This window comes from Candidatus Allofournierella excrementigallinarum, from assembly GCF_944388085.1.
Lineage (GTDB): Bacteria > Bacillota > Clostridia > Oscillospirales > Ruminococcaceae > Allofournierella_A > Allofournierella_A excrementigallinarum.
Window position 1 is genome coordinate 16,375 of sequence record NZ_CALXHK010000030.1, and the last position, 13,624, is coordinate 29,998.

At 65.6% G+C, this 13,624-nt stretch carries 16 protein-coding genes; 7 read left to right on the forward strand and 9 right to left on the reverse strand.

Translation table 11 applies throughout. The features are described from left to right. Window positions 1-55: 55 nt before the first annotated feature. Genes ACH2AT_RS07045 through ACH2AT_RS07065 form a run of 5 tightly spaced genes read right to left on the reverse strand, consistent with a single transcriptional unit; the run spans window position 56 to window position 3,713 of the window. A complete protein-coding gene (locus ACH2AT_RS07045; protein ID WP_394964688.1) occupies window positions 56-535 on the reverse strand; it encodes a YbaK/EbsC family protein in 480 nt (159 codons plus the stop codon). Window positions 536-552: 17 nt separating this feature from the next. Next, on the reverse strand, window positions 553-1,491 hold the full coding sequence (locus ACH2AT_RS07050) for a transketolase family protein (RefSeq protein ID WP_394964690.1): 939 nt from the start codon (window positions 1,489-1,491) through the stop codon (window positions 553-555). Further along, window positions 1,488-2,339 (reverse strand): transketolase, encoded by an 852-nt coding sequence (locus ACH2AT_RS07055; protein ID WP_394964692.1) that lies wholly within the window; start codon window positions 2,337-2,339, stop codon window positions 1,488-1,490. Before ACH2AT_RS07055 ends, ACH2AT_RS07050 begins: the two co-directional genes overlap by 4 nt. A 1-nt stretch (window position 2,340) precedes the next feature. Next, complete coding sequence (gene fsa / locus ACH2AT_RS07060) at window positions 2,341-3,000, reverse strand: fructose-6-phosphate aldolase (RefSeq protein ID WP_394964694.1); 660 nt, start codon at window positions 2,998-3,000, stop codon at window positions 2,341-2,343. A 17-nt stretch (window positions 3,001-3,017) separates the two neighbouring features. Continuing rightward, window positions 3,018-3,713, reverse strand: coding sequence for an L-ribulose-5-phosphate 4-epimerase (locus ACH2AT_RS07065; RefSeq protein ID WP_394964696.1), 696 nt, complete (start codon window positions 3,711-3,713; stop codon window positions 3,018-3,020). Between the two features lie 195 nt (window positions 3,714-3,908). On the opposite strand from ACH2AT_RS07065, the gene ACH2AT_RS07070 reads away from it, so the two are divergent. Genes ACH2AT_RS07070 through ACH2AT_RS07085 form a run of 4 tightly spaced genes read left to right on the forward strand, consistent with a single transcriptional unit; the run spans window position 3,909 to window position 7,415 of the window. After that, window positions 3,909-4,286, forward strand: a complete 378-nt coding sequence (locus tag ACH2AT_RS07070) for a hypothetical protein (RefSeq protein WP_394964698.1) — start codon at window positions 3,909-3,911, stop codon at window positions 4,284-4,286. A gap of 54 nt (window positions 4,287-4,340) precedes the next feature. Beyond that, window positions 4,341-4,838, forward strand: a complete 498-nt coding sequence (locus ACH2AT_RS07075) for a hypothetical protein (protein WP_394964700.1) — start codon at window positions 4,341-4,343, stop codon at window positions 4,836-4,838. A gap of 13 nt (window positions 4,839-4,851) precedes the next feature. Continuing rightward, the gene (locus tag ACH2AT_RS07080) at window positions 4,852-6,036 is read left to right on the forward strand and encodes an iron-containing alcohol dehydrogenase (RefSeq protein WP_394964701.1); all 1,185 of its coding nucleotides are present in this window, start codon (window positions 4,852-4,854) and stop codon (window positions 6,034-6,036) included. Between the two features lie 5 nt (window positions 6,037-6,041). Next, window positions 6,042-7,415, forward strand: a complete 1,374-nt coding sequence (locus ACH2AT_RS07085; RefSeq protein WP_394964717.1) for an aldehyde dehydrogenase — start codon at window positions 6,042-6,044, stop codon at window positions 7,413-7,415. A gap of 58 nt (window positions 7,416-7,473) precedes the next feature. On the opposite strand, the gene ACH2AT_RS07090 is transcribed toward ACH2AT_RS07085, so the two are convergent. The 4 genes from ACH2AT_RS07090 to ACH2AT_RS07105 all read right to left on the reverse strand — a co-directional run bounded on the left by ACH2AT_RS07090 (window position 7,474) and on the right by ACH2AT_RS07105 (window position 11,593). Then, window positions 7,474-8,742 carry a hypothetical protein gene (locus ACH2AT_RS07090; protein ID WP_394964703.1) on the reverse strand — a complete coding sequence of 423 codons (1,269 nt, stop codon included), beginning with the start codon at window positions 8,740-8,742 and terminating at the stop codon, window positions 7,474-7,476. A gap of 116 nt (window positions 8,743-8,858) precedes the next feature. Next, window positions 8,859-9,536, reverse strand: a complete 678-nt coding sequence (locus tag ACH2AT_RS07095) for a hypothetical protein (RefSeq protein WP_394964705.1) — start codon at window positions 9,534-9,536, stop codon at window positions 8,859-8,861. Continuing rightward, the gene (locus tag ACH2AT_RS07100) at window positions 9,533-10,939 is read right to left on the reverse strand and encodes a sensor histidine kinase (RefSeq protein WP_394964707.1); all 1,407 of its coding nucleotides are present in this window, start codon (window positions 10,937-10,939) and stop codon (window positions 9,533-9,535) included. Before ACH2AT_RS07100 ends, ACH2AT_RS07095 begins: the two co-directional genes overlap by 4 nt. After that, window positions 10,940-11,593, reverse strand: a complete 654-nt coding sequence (locus tag ACH2AT_RS07105) for a response regulator transcription factor (RefSeq protein ID WP_394964709.1) — start codon at window positions 11,591-11,593, stop codon at window positions 10,940-10,942. Between the two features lie 162 nt (window positions 11,594-11,755). On the opposite strand from ACH2AT_RS07105, the gene ACH2AT_RS07110 reads away from it, so the two are divergent. The 3 genes from ACH2AT_RS07110 to ACH2AT_RS07120 all read left to right on the forward strand — a co-directional run. Continuing rightward, complete coding sequence (locus tag ACH2AT_RS07110) at window positions 11,756-12,130, forward strand: GntR family transcriptional regulator (protein ID WP_394964711.1); 375 nt, start codon at window positions 11,756-11,758, stop codon at window positions 12,128-12,130. A 3-nt stretch (window positions 12,131-12,133) separates the two neighbouring features. Then, window positions 12,134-12,988, forward strand: coding sequence for an ABC transporter ATP-binding protein (locus tag ACH2AT_RS07115; protein ID WP_394964713.1), 855 nt, complete (start codon window positions 12,134-12,136; stop codon window positions 12,986-12,988). Then, window positions 12,985-13,624: ABC-2 transporter permease (locus ACH2AT_RS07120; protein ID WP_394964715.1), on the forward strand; the 640-nt coding region annotated here is incomplete at its 3' end. The genes ACH2AT_RS07115 and ACH2AT_RS07120, both read left to right, overlap by 4 nt.

The following is a 13,624-nucleotide window of genomic DNA, read 5'->3' on the forward strand; positions in this document are numbered from 1 at the left end:
AAAGCCGCCCCCGTGCAGCGCACGGGGGCGGCCTTCTTGTGTTTTGCTTTTTGGGTCAGGCCGGGTCGTTCCAGCCCTTGCACACGTCCACCCAGCCTTTGGGCGCGGCGTGCTGTTCCAACCCGGGGATGGTCAGCTCGATGGCGCTGTTGGAACTGCCGCAGGCGGGAAACACTGTCTCGAACCGTTTGAGCGATTCGTCCAGCCACACCTCCACGCCTTCGTTCACGGCGAAGGGGCACACGCCTCCCACCGCGTGGCCCACCAGCTCCACCGCCTGCTCGGGGGTGAGCATCTTGGCCTTGATGCCGAACCGGGCCTTGAATTTCGGGTTGTCGATGCGGGCGTCGCCGGCGGCCACCACCAGCAGCGGCCCCGCCGGGCCCATGAAGGAGAGGGTCTTGGCGATGCGTTTGCCCTCGCAGCCCAGCGCCTGCGCAGCCAGCTCCACCGTGGCGCTGGAAACTTCGAACTCCCGCACCCGGTCCGCAAGGCCCGCCGCCGCAAAATAGGCTTTCACCCGTTCAATGGACATTGTCGTTTCCCCCTTTTTCACACTTCGCGGCAGGCCCTGGCGATGCCCGCGGCGTCCAGCCCGAACTGGGCCAGCAGCTCCTTGGCGGGGCCGGAGTGGCCGAACTCGTCCATCACGCCCACGCGCTTGACCTTGCAGGCCACGCCCGCCTCGGCAATGACGGCGCACACCGCTTCGCCCAGGCCCCCGATGACGCTGTGCTCCTCGCAGGTGACCACCTTGCCGCACTCTTTGGCGGCCTTCAGCACCAGCTCGGCGTCCAGGGGCTTGATGCTGCACAGGTTGATGACCCGGGCGCTCACGCCCTCGGCGGCCAGGGCCTCGGCGGCTTTCAGCGCCTCGGCGGTCTCAAGGCCGGTGGCCAGGATGGCAAGGTCGCTGCCCTCGCGCAGCACTTCGCCCTTGCCGATCTCAAATTTGTAGTCCGCCTCGTTGTGGAACACCGGCACCGCCAGCCGCCCAAAGCGCAGGTAGACGGGGCCCTCGTGCTCATAGGCGGCCTTCACGGCAGCCCTGGCCTCCACGTCGTCCGCCGGGCAGAGCACCACCATGCCGGGGATGGAGCGCATCAGCGCAAAATCCTCGCAGCACTGGTGGCTCGCGCCGTCCTCGCCCACGGAGATGCCGCCGTGGGTGGCGCCGATCTTCACGTTCAGATGGGGATAGCCCACCGAGTTGCGCACCTGCTCAAAGGCGCGCCCCGCGGCGAACATGGCAAAGCTGGAGGCGAACGGCACAAGGCCCGCCGCCGCCATGCCCGCGGCCACGCCCATCATGTTCTGCTCTGCAATGCCGCAGTCGAAATGGCGCTCCGGGAACGCCTTCTTGAAAACGCCGGTCTTTGTGGCGGCCGCCAGGTCCGCGTCCAGCACCACCAGGTCCTCGTGCTCCCTGCCCAGTTCCACCAGCGCGGCGCCGTAGCTGTCGCGGGTGGCGATGGTCTTCACTTCGCTCATACCGTCTCCCCCTCCAGTTCTTCGAGCGCGGCGGCCAGTTCCGACATGCCCTGCTCATACTCCGCGTCGTTCGGGGCCTTGCCGTGCCAGCCCACGTTGTTCTCCATGAAGCTGACGCCCTTGCCCTTGGTGGTCTTCAGCAGGATGGCGCTGGGCCGGCCCTTCTCGGCGCGGGCGGCGGTGAAGGCCGCTTCCAGCGCCTCAAAGCTGTGGCCGTCCACGGCCTGCACAAAGAACCCGAAGGCCTTGAACTTCTCGTCCACCGGGCCGGGGTTCATCACCTCGGCCACCGGGCCGTCGATCTGCAAACCGTTCAGGTCCGCCAGAACGCACAGGTTATCCAGCTTGTAGTGGGCGGCGAACATGGCCGCCTCCCACACTTCGCCCTCCTGCAGCTCGCCGTCGCCCAGCAGGGCGTAAACGCGGCCCGGCTGCTTTTTATATTTGGCGGCCAGCGCCATGCCGCAGGCGGCGGAAACGCCCTGGCCCAGGCTGCCGGTGGACATGTCCACGCCGGGCACCGTGTTCATGTTGGGATGGCCCTGCAGATAGCTGTCCGAATGCCGCAGGGTGGGCAGGTCCTCCACCGGGAAATAGCCCCGCAGCGCCAGCACCGAGTAAAGGCCCGGCGCGGCGTGCCCCTTGGAGAGCACGAACCGGTCGCGGCCTTCGGCCTTCGGGTCGGCGGGGTCCACCTTCATCTCCCTGAAATAAAGGTAGGTCAGCGCGTCGGCGGCGGAAAGGCTGCCGCCCGGATGGCCCGCCTTGGCCCCGTGGGTGGCGGTGAGCACGCCCATGCGCGCCTTGCAGGCCAGCTTTTTCAGTTCCTGTTCCTGTTGTTTCGTCATATCATTCACCAAACACCTTCACATAGTCCGCCCTGAACTTCTCGATGCCCGCGTCGGTGAGCGGGTGCTTTATCATCTGCTGGATGACCTTGTAGGGCACGGTGGCGATGTCCGCCCCCGCCAGGGCGCAGTCGGTCACATGGATGGGGCCCCGCACGCTGGCCGCGATGATCTCGCAGTGCAGGTCGGGGTAGTTCGAGAAGATGGCGCTGATGGCCTGGATGAGGTCGATGCCCGGCTGGCTGATGTCGTCCAGCCGCCCCAGGAAGGGCGACACATAGGCCGCCCCCGCCCGCGCCGCCAGCAGCGCCTGGTTGGCGGAAAAGATAAGGGTGCAGTTGGTGGGGATGCCCTCGGCGGAAAGCGCTTTGATGGCCTTCAGGCCCTCGGCGGTCATGGGGATCTTGACCACCATGTGCTTGGGGTCCAGGGCGTAGATGGCCCGCCCTTCCTCGATCATGCCCGCCGCGTCGGCGGTGGTCGCCTTCACCTCGCCGGAAATGGGTCCGTCCACGATGGACGCGATCTCGGCCAGCGTCTCGGCGTAATCCCGCCCCTCCTTGGCGATGAGGCTGGGGTTCGTGGTCACGCCCGCGATGACGCCCATGTCGTTCGCCGCGCGAATTTCGTCCACGTTCGCCGTGTCGATAAAGAACTTCATTTCCTCTTTCCTCCCTTTTATTTCTGCCCGTAATAGGCATTTGGTCCATGTTTGCGCAAAAAGTGCTTTTCCACCAGGTGGGCGGGGGCGGGCGCAGCCTCCGGCTTTACCTGCCGGGTCAGCAGCGCCATCTTTGCCACTTCTTCCAGCACCGCCGCGTGATACACCGCCTCGGCCGGGCTCTTGCCCCAGGTGAAAGGCCCGTGGCTGCGGCAGATGACCGCCGGCAGGTGCGCCGGGTCGATGCCCCGGCCCGTGAAGGTCTCCACGATGACCCTGCCGGTGTTTTTCTCGTAGTCTTCGTCCAGTTCCTCTTTGGTCAGGCCCCGGGCGCAGGGCACCGGGCCGTAAAAATAGTCGGCGTGGGTGGTGCCGTAGCAGGGGATGTCCTCCCCCGCCTGGGCCCAGGCCACCGCGTGGGGGCTGTGGGTGTGCACCACGCCCCCCAGCGCCGGGAAGGCTTTGTAGAGTTCCAGGTGAGTCTTTGTGTCAGAAGAGGGGTTCAAACCGCCCTCCACGATGTTGCCGTCAAGGTCCAGCACCACCAGCTTGCCGGGGGCGAGCTGCTCATAGTCCACGCCCGAGGGCTTGATGACCACCAGGCCCTTCTCCCGGTCGATGCCGGACACATTGCCCCAGGTGTAGGTCACCAGGCCCCGCCGGGGCAGCTCCATGTTGGCCTCATAAACGGCCTGCTTCAGTTCTTCCAGCATTCTTTCACACTCCCCTCATCCGGGTCCAAGACCCACCCTTTGATTGTACCACAGATGCCCACGTCCGTCCACACAAAAAAAGCTGCCTTCCGCCGTCTTTCGCACGTGAAAAAGTTAACTTTCCGGGCCGCTTTACACCCCCGCCGGCCGCATGCTATACTGAAATTGCAAAATGCGTAAAAGGAGGCCGCGGGCATGGATGCAAGGGAACTGGCGGGCGGCGGCTGCGGCAGGCGGTACGAAAAGGAATACCTGAACAAATACCGCGACTGCATGCTGTTCTACTGCGACGGGAAGGTCCGCTTCGAGCGCTACTGCTACGGCGAGGGCGCCTGCTTTGTGTTCGGCGTCTGGGCCAGCCTTGCCCAGGACGGCGCTCTCTCCTACAAGCAGCCCTTCGACCCGCTGGTGGAAGAGGCTGCCCTGCCCCGCCGCCTGACCAAAATGGAGGGCGGCGCGCTCTATTTTGACGATGCCCGCTGGAAATGGGAGCCGGCGGCGGACCTTGCGCTGGATGAAAAAAACGGCTACACCCGCCTGCGGATGCTGCTGCACCGGCTGGCAGGCCGCTGAGCGCCCCGCCGCGGGTCTTTTTTATTTTTAAAATCAGAAAAGGAGGGTCTGCCCATGCGTGTTCGTTTTCGCCATCGCCTTGCCGCCGGCGCCCAGCGCACGGTGTGCCGGGTGGTGCTGTTTTTCCTGTTCCGGGCGCTCAACGCCCTTTCGACGCGGGACAGCCGTGTTGCCGCCGAGACAGCCCTCTGGCCCGAGCAAAGGGTGCTGGGGCTGGAAGTGCCCGGCGGCCCGGCGCTGTACATATCCCGGCGGGCTGAACGTCTTGCCCGTCTCAAGGCCTGCGACGCGCCGGACATCCTCATCCGCTTCAAAAGCGCGCGGGACGCCTTCTATGTGTTCACCGGCCAGATGGGGGTGGCCGCGGCCTACGCCCAGCATCGGTTCACCGTGCGGGGCAACGTGAGCGAGACCATGGGCTTCGTGCGCTGTGTGGACCTGGCGGAAGGGTATCTTTTCCCGCCCTTCTGGGCAAAATCGATTCTGAAAGAACTGCCCGAAAAGCAGATAAGCAGCCTGCGGCTCTACGGCGCGGTGCTGCTGGGCCGGTAAGGAGGTCGTTTTGATGCCGAGTTATTATGAATTCAAGCTGCCCGCCAAAATTCTTTCGGGCGACGGCGCGCTGGAACACATCCCCCACGAGCTGGAGGCCCTGGGCAGCGCCCGGCCCCTGCTGCTTTCCGACGAGGGGCTTGTGAAGGCGGGGGCGGTTGCCGCCGTGGAGGGGGCCATGGCCCAGGGCGGCGGCGCCTTCGCGGCGCAGTTCTGCCGCATCCCGCCGGACTCTTCCATCCAGACGGTGAACGAGATCGCCGCCTATTTCCGCGAGAAGAACTGCGACGGCCTGGTGGCCGTGGGCGGCGGCAGCGTCATCGACACCGCCAAGGGCGTGGGCATGGTGCTGGCCCAGGGCAGCGGCGATCTGTTGCAGAACACCGGCTGCGAGGTGCTGGGCCGCGGGGCCCACGTGCCCTTCATCGCGGTGCCCACCACCTCCGGCACCGGCAGCGAAGCCACCCTGGTGGCCGTGGTGGCAAACCCCGAAAAGCACGTGAAGATGGAGTTTATCAGCTATCACCTGCTGCCCGACGCGGCGGTGCTGGACGTGCGCATGACCGCCAGCCTGCCGCCCCGCATCACCGCCTCCACCGGCATGGACACCTTGTGCCACGCCATCGAGGCGGCCAGCTGTCTGCAGCGCAACCCGGTGAGCGACGCCTTTGCCGAAAAGGCCATGGGCCTTGTGATGCAGAACCTGCCCGCCGCGGTGGAAAACGGAAAGGACAAAGCCGCCCGCCTGGCCATGGCCAACGCCAGCCTGCTGGCGGGGGCGGCCTTCTCCAACAGCATGGTGGGCCTGGTGCATGCCATCGGCCACGCCCTGGGCGGCGTGTGCCGGGTGGCCCACGGCGACGCCATGACCATCCTGCTGCCGGCGGTGATGGAGTTCAACCTGCCGGTGTGTAGCGCCCGCTACGGCGAGCTGCTGCTGGCCCTGGCCGGCCCGGAGAAATACGCCGCCACCCCCGCCCCCGACCGGGCGGCCACCGCCATCCGGGCGGTGGAGGCCCTGCGAGGCCGCCTGCACGGCGCCTGCGGCCTGCCTGCCACTCTGCGGGACACCGGCCGGGTGGAAAAAAGCGCCTTCGAGGCGGTGGCCCGCACCGCCCTGGACGACGGCGCCATGATCGTCAACCCCCGCCAGGCCTCCTTCGAGCAGGTGCTGGCCATTCTGGAGAAAGTGTGGTGACAAGCATGGACATCGAATCCATTGTCAAACGTCAGCGAGACTTTTTCGCCACCGGCGCCACCCTGCCGGTGAGCGCCCGCGTGGCCGCGTTAAAGCGGCTGCAGGCGAACATCCGCGCCCAGGAAAAAGACCTGCAGGCCGCCATGAAGCAGGACCTGAACAAGTGCGGCTTCGAGAGCTACATGGCCGAGATCGGCATGGTGCTGGACGAGGTGGGCCACGCCGTCAAAAAGCTGCCCGGCTGGGCAAAGCCCAAACGGGCCCGCACCCCCATGTCCCAGTTTGCCGCCAAGAGCTTCATCCTGTCGGAGCCCTACGGCGTCACCCTGGTGATGGCCCCCTGGAACTATCCCTTCCTGCTCAGCATCGACCCGGTCATCGGCGCGGTGGCGGCGGGCAACTGCGTGGTCTTAAAGCCCAGCGCCTACGCCCCGGCCACCAGCGCGGCCATGGCAAAGCTCATCGCCGACACCTTCGACCCCGGCTGGGTCACGGTGGTGGAGGGCGGCCGCAAAGAAAACAGCGCCCTGCTGGACCAGCGTTTTGACTTTATCTTCTTCACCGGCGGCGTGACGGTGGGCAGGCTGGTGATGGAAAAGGCCAGCCGCTGGCTGACCCCCGTCATCCTGGAACTGGGCGGCAAAAGCCCGGTGCTCATCGACCGCACCGCCGACATCCCCCTCACCGCCAGGCGGCTTGCCTTCGGCAAGGTGCTCAACGCGGGCCAGACCTGCGTCGCGCCGGACTATGTGCTAGTGGACCGCACGGTGAAGGACCGGCTGGTGGAAGAACTGAAAAAGCAGTTTGCCGCCATGCTGGGGCCCGACCCGCTGCACAACCCGGACTATGTGCGCATCATCAACCGCAAGCACTTCGAGCGCATCACCGGCCTGCTTGAAGGCGAGACCATCCTGGCGGGCGGCCAAAGCCGGGCGGACGAAGTTTCCGGCTGGATCGAGCCCACCCTGGTGGAGGGCACCGCCGACTGCAAGCCCATGCAGGAGGAGATCTTCGGGCCCATCCTGCCCCTCATCCCGGTGGACAGCATGGACGAAGCCATCGCCTTTGTGAACGGGCGGGAGAAGCCGCTGGCCCTCTATCTTTTCACCAAAGACCCGGCGGTGGAGCAGAAGGTGCTGGCCCGGTGCAGCTTTGGCGGCGGGTGCGTCAACGACACCATCATCCACCTTGCCACCCACAACATGGGCTTTGGCGGCGTGGGCCAGAGCGGCATGGGCAACTACCACGGCGAGCGCAGCTTCAAGGCCTTCAGTCACGAAAAGAGCATCGTGAAAAAGGCCCTCTGGCTGGACCTGCCCATGCGGTACATGCCCTACACCGAAAAAAACGAAAAAATGGTGCGGATGTTCCTGAAATAAGTTTTAAGCGCAGAAAGCCCCCGGGCCGCGGTTTCGCGGCCCGGGGGCGCTGTTTTATTCAGAACATGTTTTGGATGGGCTGCATCGAATCCACCCCGGCGTAGTAGTCTGCCTTGGAGATCATGGCCATCCCGCCTTCGGCGCCGCCCTCGCCGGGGGTGCGGCGGATGACGTAGAATTCGCTCTCGCTCTCCCCCAAAATGCGGGGCAGCCGAGTGCCGTCGCCGCCCTGGTTGCGCAGGGTGATCTCGGTCAGCCCGCCGCTTTCCAGGTCCAGCGCGAACAGGCATTCCTGCCAGGTGTCAGTGTTGTCCGGTTCCGGCTCCCATCTGGTCTCCACCATCAGGTGTCCGTCCCACACGTAGGAAAGCTGCACCTTCTGCTCCGCCGGCCAGCTTTCAGTCAGCACCTTTGTCTCGCCGGTGATCAGGTCCCGGGCCTCAAAGCGGCCCTGCGCTTCGCTGAACAGAACGACCTTGTCGTTCCAGACCCGCATGAACCGCCATTCCCCATTGTTCCAGATCGTCAGCGGCACTTCCCCGCCGGTGCGGGGGTCCCAGGCGGAAAGGGTCACGGTGGCCCGGTCGCGTATCTCCTGTTCCTGCCGTTCATCCGCCAGCAGATCGCCTGTGGGCTGATAGTTCTCTTCCACCAGTTCATCCGCATTGGAGGTCACAAGCAGCACTCCCGAGCCCAGCACCCCCACATTTGTAAAAACCGTGGGGATGTCCGCCCACGTCTCCGTCTCGCCGGTGGCCGGGTCCAGCAGCACCGCCTTGCCATCTCTGGCCAGCCACACCTTGTCCCCTTTCATGGCAAATCCCCAGGGATAGAGCGAATCGCCCTCAGCGCCGGTGAACAGGGTCCTTTTTTCACTGCCGTCCAGCCTGCGGGCGTCCATCGAACATGTGCCGTCCGCGTTCGTGCCGCTGGTGAGCAGCCAGTCCCCCGCCAGGCCCACATTGCGGTAATAAGGCGAGTAGGCCGGGCAGCTTTCGTCCGCATGGGCGCAGCCCGCCGCGTCGCACAGGGGAGCGCGGGTGCCCGCGGCGTAATCCACATAGCAAAGGAGATATCGGTCCTCCAGATTTACGAATTCATACATGCCCTGGCCGGTCTGCGTCAGCGGTATGTCCATATACCCCGACGGCAGCGCGGTGAGGGCATGCTCTCCATTCAGCAGCTGCTCCACAGCGTTCCCGCCGGTCTGGGGCGCGCTTTCGCTTGCCGGCGGGGCGGATGCGCCCTGCCCCGCCTCCTGCCCGGCGCAGCCCGCCAGCAATGCCGCCGCCAGCGCGGCGGCCAGCGCGCGTTTCATCTGTTTCATTCCAAACGGCCTCCTTTATTCCGGCAGAGCGCTTGCCGCCCCTGCCCTGATGCTGCCCTCATTGTAGCCTCTGCTTTTATCCAACTTGCAGCCGGGGTGTTTCCGGGGAAATTTTCTTATGAAAAAGAAGCCGCCTCCAGCAAAAAGGCCTCATGGGCGGCGCAGACCTGCAGCCGCAGCCGCCCCTGCTGTGAGCGCAGTTCCGTCGCCCCCGCCTGCGCCGTTTCGGTTTCTTCCCAATCAGGCAGCGTGTCCACCCCCAGCAGAGCGCGCCACTGGTCCAGCAGCGCCAGCGGGTCGGCGGGCGCGTCCACCGCCGCACCGTAAGCCGAAAGCCGCGCGGGCAGGCCGGTCACCGGCTCGGTGATGAGGTACACATCCCCCAGCCGCACCCGCACAAAGCCCATCTCGTCCTGCCAGGCCTGGCCCTGGCTGCTCTGCGCCAGCGCCTCGCCCACCATCTGCCTCGCTCCGTCGGGCAGGTTTTCCAGCGTCATCAGTTCCAGCAGGGTCTCCCGGGCATTTTCCGCCGCCGCGCCGGCCGCTTCCCCCTCAAGGGGTTCCCAGCCCTCGCCCCAGCCGCCCAGCAGGCTCTGCCGCTCGTAGAGCTGGCTCACAAAATCGTTCTCCCGCGCCGCCGCGCTCAACGCGAGGTCGGTGGCCGGGCGTGACCGGGGCTGGGCAAACAGCTCCCGGTCATAGCCCCGGCACACCATCCAGGGCAGGGCCATGCTGCCCGCCGCCAGCGCCAGCACAAAAAGCCAGAGCCCGGCGCTTTTCAGCCGTCGTCTCATCTCCCCGCCTCCTTCAGGTCAAACCGCACGGTGGTGCCTTTGCCCGCCTCGCTCTCGATGGCAAGCTCGCCGCCGTGGAGCCTGGCGATGCGGGCGCAGAGGGCAAGGCCGAAACCGCTGCCGTTCTGCGCCCGGGCGCGGGAGCGGTCCACCATATAAAAAGGCTCGGTCACCCGGGCCAGTTCTTCGGCGGGGATGCCCCGGCCCTTGTCCTTCACCGCCAGCGTCACCCGGCCTTCTTTGGCCTCGGCGGTCAGGGTCACCTTCCCGTCCGCCGGGTCGGCCCGCTCGGCATTGCTCACAAGGTTCTGCACCAGCGCCAGCACAAGATCCGGCTGGGCCAGCACCACAAGGTCCTCAAAGCCCTCGAACACCAGTTCCGTTTCCGCCCCGGGCGGGCGGCTGCGCCGCAGCCGCGCCTCCAGGGTTTTCAGTTCCAGCGGCTCCAGTTCCAGCGCGCCGGTGTGTTCCAGTTCCATGAACACCATCAGCTTCTGGCTCAGCGCTTCCAGCCGCTTTGTCTCGTGATAGATGTAATCCGCCGCTTTTTTGCGGCTTTCGGGCGGCAGCTCGCCGGAGCGCAGCAGCGAGGCGTAGCCCATCATGCTGGTGATGGGGGTCTTGAGCTCGTGGGTAAAGGCCGCCACAAAGTCGTCCCGCTGGCGCACTGAAAGGTCCAGCTGCTCCACCTTCTGCTGCACCGCCTGGGCCATGCGGTCGAAGCTGCGGCTCAAATCCGCCAGCTCGTCCTCCCCTTTCAGGGCCGTGCGCTCGTCGTAGGCCCCGGCGGCGATGCGCCGGGCCGCTTCCTCCAGCCGGGCCACCGGGCGGGTGAGCATCCGGCTCATGACCAGCACCAGCACCACCAGCGCGGCGAAAGCCGCCGCCTCCACCCGGGCGAAGCCCCACAGCAGCGCGTCCCGGGCCTCGAACAGGCCCGTCACGTCGTAGGCGTTCAGCACCCAGGCGCTTCCCGCCGCCTGCTCCACCTTGGTGGCGTACAGCTGGAACACCCCTTCCCCGGTGTCCAGATAGGTCACGGCGGTGTCCCCCGCCGCCAGCGCCGCCCGCTGGTCGGCGGCAGTGATAACCTCCGGCAGGCTGGACCAGACGGAAAACCCGCTGCCGTTGTAAAGGGCCATCCACTCGCCGCCGGTTCCGCCGTAGCTTTGCAGCCGCCGGCCGTACTCCTTCAGCAGGTCGGTATCATAGGGGCCGGCCCCTGCCTCGATCAACGCCATCTTCACGCCGTAGGCGTCCCGCTGGTGGTGGGCCTCGTTCTGCCGCTGGGCCGCCGCCAGCTGGCTGTCAAAGCTGCTGCGCACCAGCCAGGCCGCCCCCGCGTTCAGCACCACCGCCAGCAGCGCCAGCATGGCCAGCGCCAGCTTGTGGGAAAACTTCATTCACTCCGCCTCCAGCATGTACCCGATTTTATACACCGTGCGTATCTGTTTTTGCAGCCCCAGCTTCTTGCGCAGCCGCTGGATGTGCAGATCCAGGGTGCGGGTGTCGTCCTCGGCAATGTCGCCCCACACCCGTTCATAGATCACGTCCCGGTAAAGCGCCAGCCCCCGGTTGCGCACCAGCAGCAAAAACAGATCGAACTCCCGGGGCGTCAGCGCCACCGGCTCGCCCTCCCGCTTCACCGTGCGGCCCGCCGGGTCCACCTCCAGCCCGAACACCCGCACCGTGCCCAGCCGCCCGGTGCGGCGCAGCACCGCCTCCACCCGGGCGATCAGCTCCATCGGCTCAAAGGGCTTGACGATGTAGTCGTCCGCCCCCAGGCGCAGCCCCCGCACCCGGTCCGCCAGCGTTCCCTTCGCCGTGAGAAAGATCACCGGCGTGCCGGTGGTCGCCAGATATTCCATCAGCTCAAAGCCGCTCATCCCGGGCAGCATCACGTCCAGCAGCACCAGGTCGTAGCGCTCTTTTTCCAGCTTGTCCGCCGCCTCGCTGCCGCTCATCGCCGTCTCGCTTTTGTGCCCCGCCTGGGCCAGCGTCAATTGAATGAGGTCCGCGATGGCCGCTTCGTCGTCCACGATCAGGATATTTGCCATGATTTTCCCCCCCCTTTATCAAAAGTATGCCACGGTTGTATCCGGGGCGTATCCGCCCGAAAAAAAGTTTTCCTTCTCCCCTTGACAACTGTGTATACTGTGTATATACTGTATATGTCGGATATGTACAGTTCGGCAAATCCAAAGAAACGGAGAGCACTGATGGAGATCTACATCAGCAATTCCGGCACAAAACCCATTTACGAACAGATCACCGACCAGATCAAGGCCGCCATCCTCGCCGGCAAGCTGGCCCAGGGCGAAGCCCTGCCCAGCATCCGCTTTCTGGCGAAGGAGCTGGGCATCAGCGTCATCACCACCAAGCGGGCCTACGAAGACCTGGAGGCCGCGGGCTTCATCCACACGGTGCCCGGCAAGGGCAGCTTTGTGGCCGCCGCGGACCCGGAGCTTCACCGCGAGGCCACCCTCAAAAAGGTGGAGGAACTGCTGAGCCAGGCGCTGGACGCGGCGGCGGCGGGCGGCGTGACCCGTTCGGAGGTGCTGGAAACACTCAAACTGCTGTCAGAGGGAGAATGAACCATGGAAAACGCCATTGAGGTGCGCGGCCTGTGCAAGCGCTACCCCGACTTCCAGCTGCAAGACGTCAGCTTCACCGTGCCCGCCGGGAGCATCGTGGGCTTCATCGGCGAAAACGGCGCAGGCAAAACCACCACCATGCGGGCCATTCTGGGCACCCTGCGCCCGGACGGCGGCGAGATCGCCGTGCTGGGAAAGCCCGCGGGCCACACCAAAACGCTGGCTCAGGTGGGCGCCGTGTTCGAGGACGCCTTTTTCTACGAGGTGCTCAGCCCCGCCGAGGTGGGCAGCTGCCTTTCGTCCATCCAGCCCGGCTTTGACAAGGGGTACTACCGGCAGCTGCTGGCGGAGTTCGAGCTGCCCCCCGCCAAGAAGATGAAGGACTTCAGCCGGGGCATGCGGATGAAGCTGCGGCTGGCGGCGGCGCTGGCCCACCACCCCAAGCTGCTGCTGCTGGACGAAGCCACCAGCGGGCTGGACCCGGTGATGCGCGCCGAAATTCTGGACCTTTTGCGCCGCTTCATCCAGGACGAAGAGCACAGCGTGCTGCTGAGCAGCCACATCACCGCCGACCTGGAAAAGGCAGCGGACTACATCGTGTATATTCAGAAGGGCCGCATCCTCTTTGAAAAGGAGACGGACCTCTTGCTGGAAGAGTACGGCGTGCTGCGCGCCGGGGCCGAAGCGTTGGCCGCGCTGCCCGCCGGGCTGGTGGTGGCTTCGCGCGCCAACGCCTTCGGCCAGGCGGCCCTGGTGAAGGACCGCCGCGCCGCCGCGGCCCTTTTGCCGGGCGCGGTGCTGGATAAGCCCACCCTCGATGACATCATGCAGTTCTATTCGGAAAGGAGAAGCGTATGATCGGCCTTGTGAAAAAAGACCTGTTCCTTCTGCGGCGGGTCTACATGAAGAATTTCTTCCTTGTGCTGGCGCTCTACACCGCTCTCGGCATCGCGCTCAAGATGACCAGCTTCTTCACTCTTATGAGCTGGATGTACGGTTTTTATGTCCTCAGCCTGTTCAGCGTGGACAACGCCTGCCGCTGGGACTTCTACGCCGCCACCCTGCCGGTAAGCCGCAGAACGGTGGTGACCGCCAAGTTCCTGCTGCTGGGCCTCTGCGTGGCCGCCGGCCAGGTCTACAGCCTGGTGATGGCCCCGGTGGCGTATCTGGTGGTGGGCGTCCCCCTCATGGAAAGCGTCCTGACAAGCCTGCTGGCGACCTTGGTCCTGGTGGTCTACTTTGCGGTGATGCTGCCCCTCACCTACGCCTTCGGGCCGGATAAGGCCCGAAGCGCCATGCTGCTGGCCCTGGTGGTCGTCGGCGGCGGCATCTTCGCTGCCGCGAGCCTGGGCGATGCGGGCGGTTTGTTAACGGCCATGTTCGGCTGGATGGAAACGAGCCTTGTTCCCGGCATCGGGGTCCTTGCCGGCGCGGCGGCGGCGGTCTGCCTCGTCTGCTGGCTGATCAGCTGCCGCATCTACGAGAAAAAGGAGT